At 52.0% G+C, this 18362-nt stretch carries 20 protein-coding genes; 16 read left to right on the top strand and 4 right to left on the bottom strand.

The genetic code is table 11. The features are described from left to right. Nucleotides 1–331 precede the first annotated feature (331 nt). Both cysE and cysK read right to left on the bottom strand, forming a co-directional pair. Complete coding sequence (gene cysE / locus J7L64_06580) at nt 332–919, bottom strand: serine O-acetyltransferase (protein MCD6452007.1); 588 nt, start codon at nt 917–919, stop codon at nt 332–334. 15 nt (nt 920–934) lie between these two features. Next, complete coding sequence (cysK, locus tag J7L64_06575; protein ID MCD6452006.1) at nt 935–1846, bottom strand: cysteine synthase A; 912 nt, start codon at nt 1844–1846, stop codon at nt 935–937. 222 nt (nt 1847–2068) lie between these two features. Between cysK and J7L64_06570 the strand changes: the two genes are divergently transcribed. The 4 genes from J7L64_06570 to J7L64_06555 are packed head-to-tail and all read left to right on the top strand — an operon-like array spanning nt 2069 to nt 5701. Continuing rightward, nucleotides 2069–2689: a hypothetical protein gene (locus tag J7L64_06570; protein MCD6452005.1), complete on the top strand. Its 621-nt coding sequence runs from the start codon at nt 2069–2071 to the stop codon at nt 2687–2689. After that, complete coding sequence (locus tag J7L64_06565; protein ID MCD6452004.1) at nt 2689–3606, top strand: hypothetical protein; 918 nt, start codon at nt 2689–2691, stop codon at nt 3604–3606. Before J7L64_06570 ends, J7L64_06565 begins: the two co-directional genes overlap by 1 nt. Continuing rightward, nucleotides 3603–4832: a methionine synthase gene (locus J7L64_06560; GenBank protein ID MCD6452003.1), complete on the top strand. Its 1230-nt coding sequence runs from the start codon at nt 3603–3605 to the stop codon at nt 4830–4832. Before J7L64_06565 ends, J7L64_06560 begins: the two co-directional genes overlap by 4 nt. A 2-nt stretch (nt 4833–4834) precedes the next feature. Continuing rightward, a complete protein-coding gene (locus J7L64_06555) occupies nt 4835–5701 on the top strand; it encodes a methylenetetrahydrofolate reductase (GenBank protein MCD6452002.1) in 867 nt (288 codons plus the stop codon). Nucleotides 5702–5716: 15 nt separating this feature from the next. Here J7L64_06555 and J7L64_06550 read toward each other — a convergent pair whose 3' ends face one another. Beyond that, nucleotides 5717–6373 carry a hypothetical protein gene (locus tag J7L64_06550; GenBank protein MCD6452001.1) on the bottom strand — a complete coding sequence of 219 codons (657 nt, stop codon included), beginning with the start codon at nt 6371–6373 and terminating at the stop codon, nt 5717–5719. Between the two features lie 14 nt (nt 6374–6387). Further along, the gene (locus tag J7L64_06545; protein ID MCD6452000.1) at nt 6388–7047 is read right to left on the bottom strand and encodes a hypothetical protein; all 660 of its coding nucleotides are present in this window, start codon (nt 7045–7047) and stop codon (nt 6388–6390) included. A gap of 164 nt (nt 7048–7211) precedes the next feature. Here J7L64_06545 and J7L64_06540 point away from each other — a divergent pair, with 164 nt between their 5' ends. From J7L64_06540 to J7L64_06485, 12 genes are all read left to right on the top strand, one after another. After that, nucleotides 7212–7349, top strand: coding sequence for a hypothetical protein (locus J7L64_06540; protein ID MCD6451999.1), 138 nt, complete (start codon nt 7212–7214; stop codon nt 7347–7349). Between the two features lie 106 nt (nt 7350–7455). Continuing rightward, entirely contained in the window at nt 7456–8769 is a 1314-nt protein-coding gene (locus J7L64_06535) for a reductive dehalogenase (protein ID MCD6451998.1), read from the top strand. Between the two features lie 105 nt (nt 8770–8874). After that, nucleotides 8875–10233 carry a reductive dehalogenase gene (locus tag J7L64_06530; GenBank protein MCD6451997.1) on the top strand — a complete coding sequence of 453 codons (1359 nt, stop codon included), beginning with the start codon at nt 8875–8877 and terminating at the stop codon, nt 10231–10233. 3 nt (nt 10234–10236) lie between these two features. Then, nucleotides 10237–10479 (top strand): hypothetical protein, encoded by a 243-nt coding sequence (locus J7L64_06525; protein ID MCD6451996.1) that lies wholly within the window; start codon nt 10237–10239, stop codon nt 10477–10479. A gap of 38 nt (nt 10480–10517) precedes the next feature. Then, entirely contained in the window at nt 10518–12626 is a 2109-nt protein-coding gene (locus J7L64_06520) for a serine hydrolase (GenBank protein MCD6451995.1), read from the top strand. Nucleotides 12627–12851: 225 nt separating this feature from the next. Continuing rightward, nucleotides 12852–13340 (top strand): GyrI-like domain-containing protein, encoded by a 489-nt coding sequence (locus J7L64_06515; GenBank protein ID MCD6451994.1) that lies wholly within the window; start codon nt 12852–12854, stop codon nt 13338–13340. A 301-nt stretch (nt 13341–13641) separates the two neighbouring features. Beyond that, the gene (gene lysW / locus J7L64_06510; protein ID MCD6451993.1) at nt 13642–13806 is read left to right on the top strand and encodes a lysine biosynthesis protein LysW; all 165 of its coding nucleotides are present in this window, start codon (nt 13642–13644) and stop codon (nt 13804–13806) included. A gap of 3 nt (nt 13807–13809) precedes the next feature. After that, the gene (locus J7L64_06505; GenBank protein MCD6451992.1) at nt 13810–14973 is read left to right on the top strand and encodes a 2-isopropylmalate synthase; all 1164 of its coding nucleotides are present in this window, start codon (nt 13810–13812) and stop codon (nt 14971–14973) included. Next, nucleotides 14970–15824, top strand: coding sequence for a lysine biosynthesis protein LysX (gene lysX / locus J7L64_06500; GenBank protein MCD6451991.1), 855 nt, complete (start codon nt 14970–14972; stop codon nt 15822–15824). The genes J7L64_06505 and lysX overlap by 4 nt, the downstream gene beginning before the upstream one ends. Then, nucleotides 15817–16863 carry an N-acetyl-gamma-glutamyl-phosphate reductase gene (locus J7L64_06495; GenBank protein MCD6451990.1) on the top strand — a complete coding sequence of 349 codons (1047 nt, stop codon included), beginning with the start codon at nt 15817–15819 and terminating at the stop codon, nt 16861–16863. Before lysX ends, J7L64_06495 begins: the two co-directional genes overlap by 8 nt. Continuing rightward, nucleotides 16820–17506 (top strand): class II glutamine amidotransferase, encoded by a 687-nt coding sequence (locus J7L64_06490; GenBank protein ID MCD6451989.1) that lies wholly within the window; start codon nt 16820–16822, stop codon nt 17504–17506. The genes J7L64_06495 and J7L64_06490 overlap by 44 nt, the downstream gene beginning before the upstream one ends. Next, nucleotides 17503–18294 (top strand): [LysW]-aminoadipate kinase, encoded by a 792-nt coding sequence (locus J7L64_06485; protein MCD6451988.1) that lies wholly within the window; start codon nt 17503–17505, stop codon nt 18292–18294. The genes J7L64_06490 and J7L64_06485 overlap by 4 nt, the downstream gene beginning before the upstream one ends. The last annotated feature ends 68 nt before the right edge of the window (nt 18295–18362 follow it).

Genomic DNA, 18362 nt, shown 5'->3' with positions numbered 1-18362 from the left:
TTTATAAATAGTTCTCTCATTCACCTGTAGATATTCAGCAACCTGTTTTACTGTAAGAGCCTTCTCTTTCATAGGACTTCTCCTTTAACGCTGGGTAAAACAACACAATTGATTACATTATAATCAAGAATATTCAAAAACTCAATAAAAGAAGGAAAATTCCAGAAAAAGTAGCCTTCTATACAAGAGACTACTTCAAGAGTGTCGGCGGGTAGAGCTATCTATTTCCAGAGTGCGCGGTGGCGATTGGGGAAGGAACTCTTCCCTTATTTTAATGTTTCTGCTTTTTTAAAAGGGATGTTCTTTTTAAGATGGGGGTAGGAGGGGTTAATTATTTTTGGTTGAGGTAGAACTCGGGCTCCTGCGGCTCAAAGGGTCTTATCCGCTCTACCTTCTTTCCTGCCCTCACCACATATTTCCCTAACGGGGCGACCACCACCGAATTTGGCGGAACATCGTGGGTTACGATGGCACCGGCGCCGATCTTCGAGTTATCCCCCACCTTCACCGGACCGAGCACGGTACAGCCAACCCCAAGGATAACATTGTTCCCGATGGTGGGATGCCTCTTCGCCCCCTTCTCGTCGCGCCACCAGCCGTGCCCCCCGAGGGTGACCCCGTGGTACATCATAACATCGTCCCCGATCTCCGCTGTCTCGCCGATCACCACCCCCATACCGTGATCGATGAAGAACCTCTTCCCGATCTTCGCTCCGGGGTGGATCTCGATCCCGGTGAAAAACCGACTGATCTGGGAGATGAGCCGGGGGAGTAGCGGTATCCTCAACCTCCAGAAGAAGTGGGCGATCCGGTGGAGGATTATCGCGTGAACACCAGGATAGAGCAGGACCTCGAGATAGCCGAGCTTACCCTTTAGAGCAGGGTCTTTCCTGTAAGCAGTCTTTATTACCTCAAACATCTCTTTCTCCTTGCCTTATTCCTCGAATAACTCGGTAGAGAGATAGCGTTCACCGGTATCGGGGAGGATGACTACTATCCTTTTACCCCTTTTGCTTCTCGCTATGGTTAAAGCAGCATACATACTGGCACCGGAGGAGATGCCGGCTAAAATCCCCTCCTCCTTAGCCAGTTTCCGGGCAGTCTTGATCGCATCTTCATCGCTTACCCTTATTATCTCGTCCACCACCTCAGGATCATAGACCCTGGGGATGAAACCTGCCCCTATCCCTTGGATCTTATGTGGTCCCGGGCTTCCTCCGGAGAGGACCGGGGATCCTTCCGGCTCAACCGCAACTATCTTGACCTGGGGGTACTTCCTTCTCAAGGCTCTTCCCGCGCCGGTTATCGTTCCCCCTGTTCCCACCCCGGAGACGAAGTAATCGAGCCTTTCTCCTCCCATCGCCTCGATGATCTCCGGTCCTGTTGTCTCCTCGTGGATTTTTGGGTTTGCCTGGTTTTCGAACTGAGAGGGCATAAAGTAGCCCTTCGTCCGCACCAGCTCCTCTGCTTTTTCCACTGCTCCCTTCATCCCGAGCTTCCCCGGAGTAAGGATTATCTCCGCCCCAAGGAAGCGAAGGAGCTTCCTCCTCTCGACGCTCATCGTCTCGGGCATAGTGAAGACCGCCTTATACCCCTTGTAAGCAGCGACCATCGCGATGCCGATGCCGGTATTCCCCGAGGTGGGTTCGATGATGGTATCCCCCTTCCTGAGTATCCCTTTCTTTTTCGCATCCTCGATCATAGCGAGGGCGATCCTATCCTTTACGCTTCCTCCCGGGTTCCTCGCTTCGATCTTGGCGTATATCTCACTTCCTCCGGTATCGATCTTTCCTATCTTAACCAGAGGTGTGTTTCCTATCGTTTGCAAAATATTGTTATATTTCATTATAATCATCTCCCTTTTGGTCAATATAATTGACCACCTTGCTAATTCTACCACTTTTCTGTCGAGTAAAAAGATATTTTTGCCATTTTCTTTGGCATCGTTCCCGGCAGGATGAAGAGGGGTTAGCCGGGTTCGGACAACAAAAAGATGTGATAGGATTCCCTGTTTGTGATATGATAAATCTTTCGTAAGGGGGGGGTTTTTCTTGAGTGGAGTTTGGTTATGGAGCCCGGGTATAGGCTTGTTGAGATTAAGGATGGCGAGGAGTGGAAGCTCAAGATAGGGGATTATGAGCTCGCCCATCTTCTCGGGGATACCGCGGTGGTCACCATAAGGTCGGAGATCGATCTTTCCCGCTCGGAGCGGGTCGCCATCTACGGCAAGATGATGACCGAGAACCTCGGGGTCTCCTATGTGGTGGCGAATGTGCTTGCTAACTCGAGGATAAGGTACCTCTTCGTCTGCGGTCTCGAGACCAAGGGGCATTGTTCCGGGGATTCGCTCGTCTCCCTTTACCGTAATGGCGTTGTCGTCGATGGGGAGAGGATCAAGGTGAAGGGAACCCGGGCAGCGGACCCCACCATACCGCTGGAGGCGGATGAGATCGAGGAGGTGATAGATCGTCTGCGGAGGCAGGTGGAGCTCATCGAGATGATCGGGGAAACCGATCCCGAGGTCATCCTCAGGGAGATAGAGAAAAGACCAAAGAAGGAGCCCATCCCTGAGGGACCGTTTTATGTAACCTTCAAGAAGCTTGGTAGCGTGGATGTTCCGGGAGGAGAGGTCGTTATCGACCCCTTCCTTTCCATCACCGATGAACTATGGGTAAGGGAGGTAAAATAGTGTACTTCAACCGGGATGAGATGAAGGTATTCGAGATCGGCGGGGTTCACTTCGGGGGTCAACCCGGCGAGTATCCTACGGTTCTCATAGGTGGCATAAGGTCCAGGGACGAGCTCGATCGGGAAATGGCGGAAAGGATAAGGAAGCTCGCGGACTACCGGAAGGAGTTCGCCATCCCCTGCCTGGTGGACCTCTTCGTGAGAAATGAGGAGGATGCGGAGGAGAGGATAAGCTTCGTGGCGGACAATACCGATCTTCCCTTTTTCGTCGATATGCCCACCGGGAGTCTGGGGCTTAAGAAGAAGGTCTTTGAATTCCTTAAGAGGAAGGGTCTTTCCTCCCGGGTAATATACAATTCGGTGAACATCGCCTCCTCGGATGAGGAGCTTAAGATGATGCAGGAAAACGGGATAAAAAATGCCCTTCTTCTCACCTTCAATTCCGCCAACCCCACCGTTAACGGCGCTCTTGAGGTAGCAAGCGGTGGGGGGGATGAACCTGGGTTGATCGAACGGCTTGAGGAGCACGGGGTTAGCAACATCCTCCTCGATCCTGGGGTTGCCCCGATGGTTATGGAGGGGGATCTGTTCCTCACCACCATCGTGGTCCTGAAGCAGAAAACGGGCTATCCTGTAGGATGTGCTCCCTGCAACCTGCCCGAGAGCTGGACCTACCTCAAGGAGATAAAGAAGGAGGATGGGGAGAGGTGGCGAGGCATCTATCGCAGTTGTACCGATATCCTCGATGCCATCGCCATCGACCACGGAGCGGACTTCATATTCTACGGCAGACTTAGCTATCTCGATGAGGCGAAGGTGATCTCCACCGCTATGTTCGATAAGATCACCCTGAAGGAGAATGGAAGGTTCGGGCTTGAGCCGGGATGCGAGGATCATCCGGGGGTGAAGCTGCCATGATGGAGACCACCTTACAGGGAAGCTACCCCTTGAAGCCGAGCAAGGAGGAGTCGGTCTCCGCCTATTACCGGGCGGTTGAGACCGGTGAGTTCATCGATCCCTTCTTGAGGCTCGCCGAGATGTATATAGAAGATCAATTGCGGGCGGGCATAGATATCATCTCAGATGGGTCCCAGTTGAGAAGCGATATGGTGCGGATCTTCACCAGCAAGATCGCCGGGATAAGGGATCGGGGGAAGCCGGTTGCCGAGCGGAAGCTGGTAAGGCGGGGTCCCATAATGGTGGAGGATGTGAAGTATGCGAGGAAGCTGATACCCCCTTATGCCAGTTTGAAGGCGATCATCACCGGACCCTATACCTTGGCGATGAATTGTGAGTTCGTCCACACCGCCTATTCCGATTACCGGGAGCTCGCCTTCGATTTCGCCCGAATCCTCAATGAGGAGCTTCGCGAGGTTATCCTGGCTGTTCCCGATATCGTCTATGTTCAGGTGGATGAGCCGGTATTTTCCGTTGATTTCCCCGATTTTGCTCGGGAGCTGGTCGACCTCCTCCGTGATGGCATCGATAAGGAGTTCGCTCTCCATGTCTGCGGTGATGTCGCCCCGATATTCGACCGGTTGGTGGAGCTCGGTTTTGATATCCTCGATCATGAGTTCACCGAGCGCCCGGAGCTCCTCGATGTGGTGGCGGATTCGGGGTTCAGCGGTAAGATAGGGTACGGTTGCGTAGACAATAAGAGCAACCGGGTGGAATCGGTCGCCGAGATCGAGGAGAGGATAGGGTACGCCATAGAGAAGCTGGGCAAGGAACGGTTGATCATCAAGCCCGATTGCGGATTTAGATATCTTAAGAGAGAATCCGCATTTAAGAAGATGGAGAATATGGTAAAGGCGAGGAACAACCTCCTCGATGTCCCAACCATAGCTGCTAAAAGGACTTATCTCAAGAGGAAGGACTTCGATCCCGCGGGCTACTTCTACATCACCGTGGACGAGGATAAGGGGGAGATCGTGGTCAGGCACTACAATTACCATCACATACTCGACCGGGTGATCACCGGGAGATCGGCGCTCGATATCGCGAACTCGATAATAAACCAGGGATTGGTGAGCGAGACGAGGAATGGCTTGAGACACATCGCCTATATCACCGAAGAACTGATCAAGGCAGAACGCTCCCTCAAGGAGGGGAAAAGATACATCCAGGATGAGGGGATAGAATAAGGATGAAGGTGTCGGAATTCTTGAAAAAGGGAAGGTTCATCACCATCGTCGAGTTCCTCCCTCCGATCGACTCCTCGCTCGAGAGATTGAAGGAGGATATTCGCTTAATCCAGGATCGTACCGACTTCATCAGCCTCACCTCGAAGCCGGGCTCGGCAAACTCGATAATGACCGCTGCCAACCTCCTAAGCGATCCCTCGGTGAGGACGAACTTCATCCCCCATCTCACCCTCAGGGGGGTGGGCAGGAGCGAGGAGATGGCGTATAGCCTCTGCACCACTGCGGCGATGTTCGGGATCGACAATCTCCTCGTGATGCGAGGAGATGGGTTTGAGCCGGAAAAATGCGATTACCGCTATGCCTCGCAGCTGGTGGCGAGGATAAAAGAGATGAACCAGGGGATAAATATCTTCCGCAAGGCGAGGATCAAACCGACCGACTTCTGCATCGGGGTGGTGGCGAACCAGTACCGGGAGGAGATAAAGGAGGAGCTCAAAGCGCTTAAGGCGAAGTTCGCCTCCGGTGCAGAGTATGTCATCCTCCAGATGTGCTTCGATATCGCAAGTTATCGCTCCTTCTGCCAGCAGGCGTTCGATTATTTGGGAAGAGAGGTTCCCATCCTTCCCAGCATACCCATACCGGATAGGAGCACGATCAGATTTATCGAGAAAAAATTGGGCCGGGTGGATCCGATCAGGATGCCCGATCAGGTGAAAAGGAGGATAGAGAAAGCGGAAGATGACAGGGAGGAGGGGATAAGAATAGCCAAGGAGCTCCTTTCAGGGTTCAAGGAGGATAAAAATGTCCCCGGGGTAGATGTTATCTCCCGCGGGGACCTCAATCTCGCTTTAAGCGTTCTTCAGGAATAAGCTCCTTTTTTTCTCCTATTTTCTCAGGTATTCCGTTCTCTTCTCGATCTCGTAAGCGATCTTATCCAGGGCTTCGTTTACGATCCTTTCTGCCACATCAGCCATCCATTTCCCCTTTGGTCCTGGACGGTAGAGCACCCCTTTGGGGAAGGTGACATCTCCGCTCTTCGTTCCCTCCCAGATGGTCTTATTCCTCAGGGTATCGACGATCCTCACCTTAATCTTTACCCTGAGCGTGGCGATGTTCTTCTCTACCACCCTTCTCCGGGGCGGAGGGAAGCGTCTCTTGTAAGGTGGTGGCGGTGGTGGTGCCGGAACATAGCGGTAATACTTGATGACCTTGATACTCTCGATCCTCCCCGTTATCACCAATCTTGCACCCAACTCCTCCCCTATCTCCACCGCAATATCCTTCTTCAGGTAGATATTTTGGGGAAGGCTTCTTGCCCTAAGGGCGCGGCGGATCTCCCGCCGGGGAAGGAAACTGTAGTGGCCGGTTCTTCGAAGCCGGTTGATCAGCATATCCGCTGTGTGGGTGCCGTATCTTTCCCCCCACCAATCTGTCTTGTTGGCAAATTCGACCACTACGGTTCGAGTAGGGGGTGAGGCAAGAGCAGGGAGGAAAGAGCAAAGGAGAAGGAGAAAAATAGGAAGAAAAGCTCTTTTAATCATCTTCTCTCCTTAGGTTACGAGGCTTTTCGAAGATAGTTCGTCTTCTTTTCTATCTCCTTTATGATCTTATCCAGCACCTCGTTCAGCAGGCGAGCGATATCCTTCTTGTTTACCTCTTCTTCTGCTTTCATCCTCAGGGTGGTAAATCCGTGTACCGCAGTCTCTCCACTCTTCTTTCCCTCCCAGATGACCCTATTCTTCTCCACATCGACCACCTTGACCTTTATCTTGCATTTAAGGAGGATTTTTCTTCGTTCCAGATCAGTTGGGGGATTAGGGGGCATTCCACCACCACCCTGGGGGCTGATTAGGCGGACATTGGCGGATCTTTCCTCCAACTTCATCTTCTCGATCTTTCCAGTCATCACCAGCCTTGCCCCGAGCTTCTTCCCGAGGGCTACTGCCTCCCCCCTCCTGAGGTAGATGTTTCCGGCGATTCCGCTCTCCTTTAGGGCATTTGTGACATCTTCTTTGGGGAGTAGCTCGTAGTGTCCGGTTTTGTTCAGCTTGTAGATAAAGAGCTCGGTGACATCGCTTTCGAAACCCTTCGTCCTCCATTTGGTCTTGTTTTGGAACTCGACTACCGCGGTTTTGGGGTTCTCCAGTGCAAAGGCAATACCAGATAGAATAAGGAGAAAGAGAGATAAGCAGGTAAGAAAGTTCAGTCTTTTCATCGACCTTTCTCCCATTAGAACTTCTATTTTAGTAAATAGCATCTTTTGTAAAACTATAGCACAACCCAAAACGGGGAAGCAATTAATTTTTATGTTTTCGGTGGAATGCTGGGCTTTCCTTTATGGGTTTACAACGCCGAAAGCTTGACTTTTTGGAAGAAAGGTTGAAGGAGGCGTTCGAAGGGACGATACCCCTAAAGTGTTCGGCGATGGCTTTGGCTAAAGCGAAAGGGCTTTTCGCCCATTCCCTTGCGGCTGAAATAAGACGGCGTTTCAAAGGATTTCCTAAAACTGGTGGTTGAAACTGGACTTTTCAAGATCGGGTGCTTGATTTAGATAATCTCATTGGGTAAACTATAGTTTTAAAAAGGCAGTTTTATCAAAGGTAAGGCTCAGAGGATATATCCAATGGGCGATGGACAGAAGGTAGAGGAGTTCACGAGAAGTTCGATGGGGAAGATCTCCGGGGTTCGATGGAATAAGAGGAGGGCTGGTCTTCCCTGGTGGGTGGAGGAGATCGATAGCCCCCGTCTCGCCATAGACGATAAGGTGTATAAGAGGTACGACCAGAGCAAGAATGTGCTCGAGGCGTTTGAGCGATACATCGGGGAGAAGAAGTATAAAGACCTTCTGCGAGTGCAGAGGGAGGTGATTGCCGAGCACTGCCGGAGGGAGCTAATAGGTTACCGTCTCGAAGATAGGGCGCTCGAAGATGCAAGCTGGCTCCTTGAGAGGACCGGTGATCTCAACAAGGGTTTTCGCTCCTGGAAGCGGATGTTCGTAGAAACGCCCAAGGAGCGCGGGGTTAGGCGATACGAGGGGAGCCCCGAGGAGGCAGCGCGACTGGTCAAAGCTGCTGCTCGCTACTTCGGCGCTGCCACCGTTGGAATAACCCTTCTTGACCGACGGCACATCCACGCCCGAGAGCGGGGAATGGACATCGTTTTCGAGGATGTGGATGAGCCGTACGAGGAGCCGGGAAGAAAGATCGTCATCCCGGAAAAATGTAAATACGCCATTGCCCTCGCCATTCAGATGCCCTACGCCAATATCAAGCGTTGTCCCTCGGTAATAGGGGATGTGGGAACCTCCCTTGCTTACAGCCGATGTGAGTTTCTGGTAGGCGCCCTGGCGGAGTTCATCCGAGGATTGGGCTATGTTGCCATTCCCAGCGTGAATGATCTTGGATCAAGCGTTGCCATTGCGGTCGATGCAGGATTGGGTGAGCTTGGAAGAAACAACCTCCTTATCACCCCGGAATACGGTCCGATGGTCCGGTTAGCCAAGGTGATCACCGATCTCCCAATGGCTTGCGATAAACCGATAAGCTTTGGCGTCCTCGAGTTCTGCAAAGAGTGCAAGCTATGTGCCGAAGCCTGCCCGCCAAAGGCGATCTCGATGAAGGATGAGCCCGACTTCGAGGTGGTAGGGGAGTGGAACAACCCAGGGCATCAGGCTTGGTTCGAAAACGGGGTTAGCTGTTATGCCTACTGGCATATGTCGGGCTCTTATTGTAGTCTTTGTCTTTCTGTCTGCCCCTGGACGAAGAAGGATACCTTTTTCCATTCGGTGGTTAAAGCGACCATCGCCAAGACGACCCTTTTCAACAAATTCTTCATCCTTATGGACAAGCTCTTCTACGGGAAGAGAAGGGATCCTGCCAGGTGGTGGCGGATGAACCTTCCCGAATATGGAATAGACAGCCCAAAGCGGAAGTTTTGAGACAGCTTTCCTTAATTATTTTCCCTTTAATTCAAAAAAGGTAGTGTGCTATAACTTCAGAGATAAGGTGTAATCTCTTTCATCTTAAGGGAAGGGAGGCATTTTATGAGTAATAAGATCAGGAGAAGGGACTTCCTCAAGTACAGCCTGGCAGGAGGGGGTGCTGCTATCGCTGGAAGGCTTTCCTCTCCTCTCGATCTTGCCCGGGGGGGAGATGAGAAAGAGGGGTTTGAGCATCCCTGGTGGGTGAAGGAGCTCGATAAACCGGTTCTGGCGATCGACGATACGGTCTATAAGAGGTTCGATCCGGAGAAGAATGTCTTCGGCTCCTTTGTGAAGTATGTGGGGATCGAGCGGGCGATGAAGCTGAGGAAGATAAATAGGGAGCGGACCGCCAAGTACTTTCAGGAGAAACGGCCCGGTTATCGCCTCGAGGACAGGGCGCTTGCCGATGCTGCCTGGGTGCTCTCCAATACCGGTGGCTTAAACAGGGGGCTTCGTTCCTGGACCCGTCTCTTTGCGAGGAGGCCCGAGGAGCGGGGGGTGGAGAAGTATCAAGGATCTCCTGAGGAGGCAGCCCAGTTGGTGAAGGCAGCTGCTCGCTTCTTTGGCGCTGCTACCGTAGGGATAACCAAGCTCGATCGGAGACACATCTACGCCAGAGAGCGGGGCAAGGAGATCGTTTTCGAGAAGGTCGATGAGCCATACGAGGATGATAAGAAGATCGTCATTCCCGATAAGTGCAAGTACGCCATCGCCCTTAGCGTCCAGATGTCGCTCGATAACCTGCACTGCTATCCCACTGCCATAAGCAGTGCTGCATCTTCCTTGGGCTACAGTCGATGCGAATTCTTAGTGGGTGCTTTAGCGGAGTTTATCCGGGGGCTCGGTTATGTCGCCATCCCCAGTGTGAACGATCTCGGATCGAGCGTTGCCATCGCGGTCGATGCAGGATTGGGCGAGCTCGGAAGGACCAACCGTCTCATCACCCCGGAGTATGGTCCTGCGGTTCGCTTAGCTAAGGTGATCACCGATCTTCCGATGGCTTGCGATAAGCCGATAAGCTTCGGTTTACTTGAGTTCTGCAAGGTGTGCAAGAGATGTGCCGAAGCCTGTCCCTCGAAGGCTCTTTCATTTAAGGACGAGCCCGATTTCGAGGTTCAGGGTGAATGGAATAACCCAGGGCATCAGGCTTGGTTCGAGAATGCCCCCGAGTGCTTAGCCTATTGGCAGGAGAGCACCTCCGGTTGCAGCATCTGTCTCGTTGTCTGCCCCTGGGCGAAGAAGGATAAGACGATGATCCACTCCATAGTCAAGGCGAGCAGTGCCAAGTTCTCCTCCCTCGATCGCTTCTACACCTTTATGGACCGAGCCTTCGGCTATGGAGAGAAGAGAGACCCGGCAAAATGGTGGTATCTTGATCTTCCCGAATATGGGATAGACACCACTATGGGCAAGGAGTAAACGATGAAAAAGGAAGATTCCTACCTAACCATCCGCATTCGTAAAAGACCTTGGTATGCCTGGCTTTTCTGGATCGGTTGGCTCCTTTTCGTCCTCTTCTGGCTCGAGGTTGCGGTCGGTTCGTTTAAGGAATATGAGTATCGTGCTTTCTACATCTCGCTCGCCGTTTTCCTCATTACCCTTATCGGCGGTATCCTTATCTGGCTATGGGGGATCATCAAACGGAGGAGGATGTCCTTCTCCTGATAGGAATATCGTTACCTTGAGAAGAAAGGAGTAAGCCGATGAGACGATGGGGTAAAAGGTGTATTGGGATAATTTTGGTTCTTTTTCTTTTCAGCCCATCCAGCCCCGCCAAGGAGAAGGGGAAATATCGGGCGGAGATAAAGGCGTTCGAGGAATTTGTCGCCAAAGAGATGAGGGCGGACAGGATTCCCGGTATCTCCATCGCCTTTCAGAAGGGCGATTTCCTCTACGCCAAGGGCTTCGGCTATTCCGATCTCGAAAACGGGGTGAGGGCAAAGCCGGAAACCGCTTACCGCTTGGCTTCGATTACCAAGCCGATGACCGCGGTGGGTATCCTCAAGCTGGTAGAGGAGGGGAAGATAGACCTCGATGCCCCGGTTCAGGAGTATGTCCCCTACTTCCCGGAGAAGAAATGGAAGATAACGGTGAGGGAGCTCCTTGGCCATCTCGGTGGGATCAGCCATTACCGAAACAGATGGGAACTTCACATCAAGGAGCACAAGGATACCAGAGAGGCGATCGGGATCTTCGCCAATTTCCCCCTGGTAGCAGAGCCGGGGACCGAGTTTCACTATTCGAGCTACGGCTACAACCTCCTCGGTGCGGTGATCGAGGGGGCATCAGGGAGGCATTATGGGGATTATATGCGGAGGAATGTCTGGGCTCCGCTCGGGATGAACGACACGAGGATGGACGATCCGAACGAGATAATCAAAAACCGGGTCCGGGGATATCGCCTTATAGAGGGGAAGCTCAAAAACTCCGAGTTCATCGATATAAGCAGTCGTTTTGCCGGTGGTGGTACCCGGTCCACGGTGCTCGATCTTTTGAAATTCGCCCGGGGCATCACCTCGGGAAAGGTGATTTCGAGGAAGACCTTCGACCTTATGTCCACCTCGATGGCTACCAAAAAGGGGCTTCTTACCGATTATGGAATGGGGCTCAGGGTAAGACCGGTGAACGGCCATTTCGTCGTCTCCCATTCCGGGAGTCAGGCGGAGACAAGGACCCTGCTCGTGATCTTCCCCAAGGAGGATTTCGCCATCGCCATTGGTTGCAACCTCGAGGGGACGAACCTGAACCCTTATGCCCATCGCCTGTTCCAGCTATTGTTCGATGAGCAGTGGAACATCCCCGCTTATACCGGGGATAAGTTCGATAGTGCCATCTACCGGGGGCTGTTTGATACCTTCAACTACGGGGCGAGCTACTTCGATAAGTACGGAAAACCGCTCACCGAAGACGAGCAGGAGCTTGCCAAAGCTTTTTCCTATCTCAATCGATTTCTGAATAAAAAGGCTCTCCTCTCCTCCTACAAGGAGACGCTGAAGAAGATAGGGGAAGGAAGGCACCCAGTAGCGGGCGAGCCCTTGGTTAAGGTCGGCTCCTATATGGCGATGAGGCTTGCCAAGAGGTTCGGGGAAAAGGGGCTTGACCGTTATCATAAAATGGGAGCGCTTCCCTTCTTCGCCGACTATATCAGGATGTACAGAAACTCCCCGAATTACCCAGCGAAGCTCCGCTTCTCTCCTGAGCTTGAGAGGAGGATCATCTGTTGGGAGAAGGATTGGGGGAAAGCCTTCACCGATTACATCCGCCGGTTGATGATCACCCCATACTCCGATTTCGATGAGGTTGAAAAGCGGATGACCCAGGCGTTTTCCCACGCCTCCATCTATCCCAAGTTCGTCGATCAGTTTGCGAGGGTGGTGAGGTATTTCTACTTAAACGGAGAAGAGAATAGGGCGCTTAAGGTAGCGGATATAGCGATTGCCCTTTACCCAAGGTCCGCCGCTCCCTATGTGATCAAGGGGAACGCCTATATCTCCCTTGGTGATAGTAAGAAGGCGAAGAGACTTTACGAGCGGGCGAGAGAGCTTGGGATCGAGGATAAGGATTATATCAGCCCGAAGAGGCTCATCCGCTATGCTGATGACTTCGCCTCGTTCGGCAGGCTCGATCAGGCGATCGCCCTCATTCGAGTGGCGATAAAGCTTTACCCTGATGAGGCGGTGCTCTATCAGCAATTGGCTCGGAGCTACCTTGCTAAAGCGAAGAAGTTCTATGAGAAGGCGCTTAAGCTCGACCCGAACCTTGAGCCCGCCTGGGAGATGCTCAAGAAGATAAAGAAGATCGAAAACGAATAGAGGAGGATTTAACTCCACTATCTTTGAAGTGTAGGGCTTAAAAAGCGAGTTGAGAGCTATTTTAAGCTCGAAGGGGTGTTTCTGTGTCTTTCCCCGAACCTGATTTCCGCTTTTTTCGTCATCAAATATCGAAGCCTGACAGATAATGTCAGCAAGAAGGGCAAAAGTAAAATGGAGGGAGGTAATATTTGAGGATTTTACCAATCTTAAAGGAGGGATTGACGGATGCCACAGGCAAAGCTTGATTTAACAAAGGAATATGAGTCCTATTATGCAGCGAAGACCACTCCTGAGATCGTGGATATTGAGGTGGCGAAGCTCGAAGGTTTATGGTGGGTAGATTCTGATAAACCGTATTCCGAAGTGCCCCGGGAGGAATGGCGATGGAAACTGCTCATTCGCCAGCCCGGATTTGTCAGCCCGGAGATAGTGGAGGAGGTAAAGAAAGAGGTTATAAAAAAGAAGAAGATGGAGCTGGTTGCTGAGGTTAAGTTTGAAAGGATGAAGGAAGGGAAATGCGTTCAGATCCTGCACCGGGGACCTTATTCCACTAAGCCAGAGTCATTGGCAAAGATGTATAAATTGATGGAAGATGAAGGTCTTGTTCCTAATGGGCTTCACCACGAGATTTATCTGGTCAGTTCGGGACTCAGGGAGGTGCCCGAGGAGAAGTGGAGGACCATCTTACGGCAACCGGTAAAGAAAAAAGCTTGAATCTGACCTTTCATTCAACCCTGAAGCAATAGGTTAAAAGGAGAGCGATATTTCGTATCCTCACCGGTGATGAAAAAATACTTGACAAACCGAGAAAGCTGGGTATAATCACCTCTGTTATGAGGTCGCGAGGATATCACATCCTTACATATTCCCCCATAAAACGAAAGTGATTCTGTCTAAATAGCGGTCTAAGCTTTAATTTCTGTTTCTCTGTTTTTTTAAAGCTTTAGACCGCTTTAGTTTTGCCCTGATTATAGGGCAGGGGGTAATTTATGTCCAAATTTAAGGAGGTGCAGAAATGACTGAATGTCCTATCTGCGGAGCCAACCTTAGTCTTTCCGATGATCTTATGGTGGGTGAGCTTATCGAATGCCCCGATTGCGGCACCGAGCTCGAGGTGAAAAGCATCAACCCGTTGTTTCTTGCTGAAGCTCCTCAGGAAGAGGAAGATTGGGGAGAGTGAACTATGGTCAAGATCCTTGATACCACGCTTAGGGAGGGGGAGCAGACTCCGGGCGTATATTTCGATGTTCACATCAAGGTGGCGATAGCTGAGCTTCTCGACGAGGTGGGCGTCGATATCATTGAGGCGGGCCATCCCGCGGTAACAGAGGAGATACACCATGCGGTAAGGGAGATAGCGAGAAGGGGGTTTCGGGCTAAGGTCGGAGCTCACTCCCGATCGCTTAAGAGGGATGTCGATCTGGCGCTCGAATGTGGAGTGGGATTTCTCGGAGTGTTTTACTGTGTTTCAGATATGAGGTTGAACCATCACGCAAAGAGCCTGAAGGAGGCTATCGATCAGATAACTACCGTGATCTCCTATGCCAAGGAGAAGAAGCCGGACCTCACCGTAAGGTACACCCCGGAGGATGCAGTTCGTTCCCCGTTTGAGAATGTCATCACCGCAGCAGCAGAAGCAGCAAGGGCAGGGGCGGATGTTATAAGCATCGCCGATACCACCGGCTATATAATCCCCGGAAGCAAGAACAATATGTACGACTACATAAAGAAGTTGAGGGATGAACTGGATAAGAATGGGGTTTCCCCGAAGATAGCGGTCCACTGCCACAACGACCGGGGATTGGCTCTCGCTAATGCCCTTGACGGCTACCGGGCAGGAGCGGAGATCATCGACGCATCGGTTCTGGGTTTAGGGGAAAGGGCGGGGATCGTCGATTTAGCCAGTCTGCTCGTGGTTCTCACTCAGGATTTCGGCGAGGAGAAGGAGCTGAACCTCAAAAAGATACCGGAGCTATATCGAATGGTGAGCAGGTATTCCGGAGTCGAGATCCCGGTGAACCTGCCGATAACGGGAAGGAACGCCTTTACCCATTGTGCCGGGGTGCACACCCAGGCAGCGATAAGGAACCCCCTTCATTACCAGAGCTTAGACCCAGCTGTAGTGGGAAGGGAGCCGAGGATAGCCCTCGATCATATGTCCGGCCTCTCCTCGGTGGTCTATTCCCTCGAGCAGATCGGAGAGGCGGATGTGGATGAGGACCTCGCCTTAAAGGTTCTTAAGAAAGTGAAGGAGGTGGGCCAAAGCGGGAGGACCGTTGATCTCGAGGAGCTAAGGTACATCGTGAGGTATCTCAAGGAACATCAGGAAGAGGAGGTAGGGGTATGAGGGTCGGGTTTCTCCATTCCCTAATCAGGAAAGATGAGAAGCTGTTGCTTAAGGAGTTCAGCTCGCGAAAGGGAGTTGAGGTGGTGATGATCGACGACCGGGAACTCACCTTCAACTTAGGAAGGGATAGGTTCAACCTCGATGTGGTCATCGAGAGATGTATCAACCACTCACGAGCGCTCCATGCGATAAGGATCTTCGAAAGTGCGGGGATAAGGTGTGTCAACAATTCAGGGGTTGCTTTGGTATGCGGGAATAAGCTCCTCACCTCCGTTGCCCTGAAGGAGCATAAGGTGCCCCAGCCCGAGGTAAGGGTGGCTTTCACCATCGAGTCTGCCTTGCAGGCTATTGAGGAGATGGGCTACCCGGTGGTGCTTAAGCCAGCGGTCGGTTCCTGGGGGAGGCTTCTTTCCAAGGTGAACGACCGAAATGCTGCTGAGGCGATCCTCGAACATAAGACCATCCTTGGTACCTATCATCACTCCATCTTCTACATCCAGAAGTACATCGAGAAGCGAGGAAGGGATATAAGGAGCTTTGTGGTCGGTGATGAGTGCATCGCTGCCATCTACCGGGTGTCGGACCACTGGATAACCAACACCGCAAGGGGAGGGAAGGCTTATAACTGTCCGGTGACCGACGAGGTAAGGGAGATCTCCTTAAAGGCAGCAAGGGCGGTCGGTGGTGGGATCGTGGCTATCGATATCTTCGAAACGGATGATGGCATTCTGGTCAACGAGGTGAACTACACTATGGAGTTCAAGAACAGCATCGCCCCCACTGGGGTAGATATTCCAAAGCATATCGTCGATTATGTGCTTAAGGTTGGAGAAGGAGGGTACGATGCATAGCCCTAAGGTGTCCATCGTTGGGGGATCGGGATATGTGGCTGGGGAGTTGCTCCGCCTTATCCTTTTACACCCCCATTTCTCCATCAAGCAGGTTGTCTCGGAGAGCTTGGCGGGAAAGCCCGTTTTTCGGGCTCATCCCCATCTGAGGAGGTTTACCGATCTCAGGTTCAGCTGGCTGAGCGAGCTTGAGGAATGCGATCTCCTCTTCCTCGCCCTTCCCCATGGGGAGGCGATGAGGAGGATCGATCGCTTTCGGGAGATAGCCCCAAGGATAATAGACCTAAGTGCTGATTTCCGACTTAAGGACCCAGTGGATTACGAAAGGTGGTATGGGATGATTCACCCCCATCCTGAACTGCTTTCCCAGTTCACCTACGGCATTCCCGAGCTCCATCGGGAGGAGATGAGAAACGCCTCCCTCATCTCAAGTGCAGGATGCAACGCCACCGCGGTTATCCTTGCTCTTTACCCCCTGTTCCGCGAGGGGTTGGTCGATTGCGAGCGGACGGTGATCGAGGTGAAGGTCGGCTCGAGCGAAGGGGGAAGGAGGGGTAGCCCTGCGTCGCATCATCCGGAACGAAGCAGTTCGGTGAGAGCCTACAAGCCCACCGCCCATCGCCATATAGCGGAGATGGTTCAGGAGCTTGGCTTCGGGAAGAAGATTGAACTTCACTTTTCCGCTACCAGCGTGGAGATGGTGCGAGGGGTTCAGGCTACCGCCCATATTTTCCTTGAGGATGATCTCGATGAGAGGGCGATTTTGAAGCTCTTCCGGAGCTACTACGGAAATGAGCCTTTCATAAGGATAGTAAGGGAGAGAAGCGGGATTCACCACTATCCTGATCCGAAGATACTCTACGGAAGCAATTACTGCGATATCGGCTTTGTTCGGGACGGGAGATCGAACCGGTTGGTGGTGATAAGCGCGCTCGACAACCTGATGAAGGGAGCAGCGGGTCAGGCGGTTCAGTCAGCGAACATAATGTTTGGCTTTGATGAAAAGGCGGGGCTTGAATTTCCTGGACTCCATCCCGTATAGAGCGATGTGTCGACTGCTCGCGGTAAGATCAGAAAGGCTAATAGACCCCACCCACCATCTTATGAACCTCGCACAGGTAGCGAGAGAAAGCAAGGTCTTTCAGGGGCATGGCTGGGGATGTGCCTATCTAAAGGACGGGGAGTGGATGATCTACAAGAACATAAAGCCGATATGGGAGGACGACCTCACCATATTTCCCAAAACCACCCTCCTCTTAGCCCATGCGAGGAGCGCCTTCAGAGATGAAGGGATAAGGGTGGAGAATAATATGCCCTTTTCCGCTGATGGCTTTACCTTTATCTTCAACGGTGAGCTTCACGGGGTAAGGATAAAGGAGGAAGGGAGGATCGGGGCGGAGAAGCTGTTCAACTATATAAGGAGGCTCAACAAAGGGGACTTGGCGGAGGCGATGAGAAGGGCGGGCGAGGTCATAAGAAGGAGGTCTCGATTTGTAAGGGCGATGAACATCATAATCTCAGATAGAAAGAGGATCTACCTCCACTCCTTCTTTCAGGATGACCCCGAGTATTTCACTATGCACCTTAAGGAAGAGGAAGGCGAGCTTATCATATGCTCCGAACCATACCTTAACGATAAAGGGTGGGAGAAGATAGAGAATGGCACGGTGAGGGTATTCGGATGATTATCGTAAAGATAGGCGGTGGAAAGGATATAAACCTCGAGGGGATCGTAAGCGATCTTGCTGAGCTTCGAGATGAGTTCATAATCGTTTCCGGGGCAAATGCCCTCCGGGACGGGCTTGGAGAAAGGCTTGGCACTCCGAAGAAGGTGATCACCTCGATATCCGGTTATTCCAGCGTGCTTTCCGATGAGAAGGCGATAGACCTTCTAATGATGGCTTATGCCGGCTTGAGGAACAAGAGGATAGTGGAGCTCTGCCATCGCTATGGGATAAACGCGGTAGGATTATCTGGCTTGGACGGAAGGGTGATCCAGGGGAGGAGGAACAGGGGGATCAGGGTTATTTCAGAAGGGCGAAAGAGGATCATCCGTGATCTTTCGGGAAAGCCGGTCAGGGTAAACAGGGAACTCCTCAAGTTATTGCTGGCAAAGGGATATATCCCGGTTTTGTCCGTTCCCATCATCGATGAAGATGGTTTTGCCATCAACTCGGAAAACGACGATATAGTACGGGTTATCCACGAGGAACTTCCTGCGGAGAGGATCCTCCAGTTCATAGAGGCACCGGGCATCTTAAAGGATAAGGATGATCCCACCTCATTGATCCCAACGCTCACCCGTACCGAGCTTGAAAAGTGGGAGGAAAGAGCCGAGGGGAGGATGAGGAGGAAGCTTTACGCCCTCATAAGGCTTCTTGAGACAAGGAGGACGGAGATCATAATAAGCGACGGCAGGGTGGAGCACCCGGTAAAAGAGGCATTAGCTGGTCGAGGGACACTGATAAAATGAAGAATTATATCACATTAGAGAGGAGATATGGTTTCGACCCCTACCCTAAGAGGGATCTCGTGATCGTA

It is taken from the genome of Acidobacteriota bacterium, assembly GCA_021161905.1.
In the GTDB taxonomy this organism is placed as follows: Bacteria; Acidobacteriota; B3-B38; order Guanabaribacteriales; family JAGGZT01; genus JAGGZT01.
Note: the sequence above shows the minus strand (reverse complement) of the source record. Positions and strands in the feature narration are given on the sequence as shown.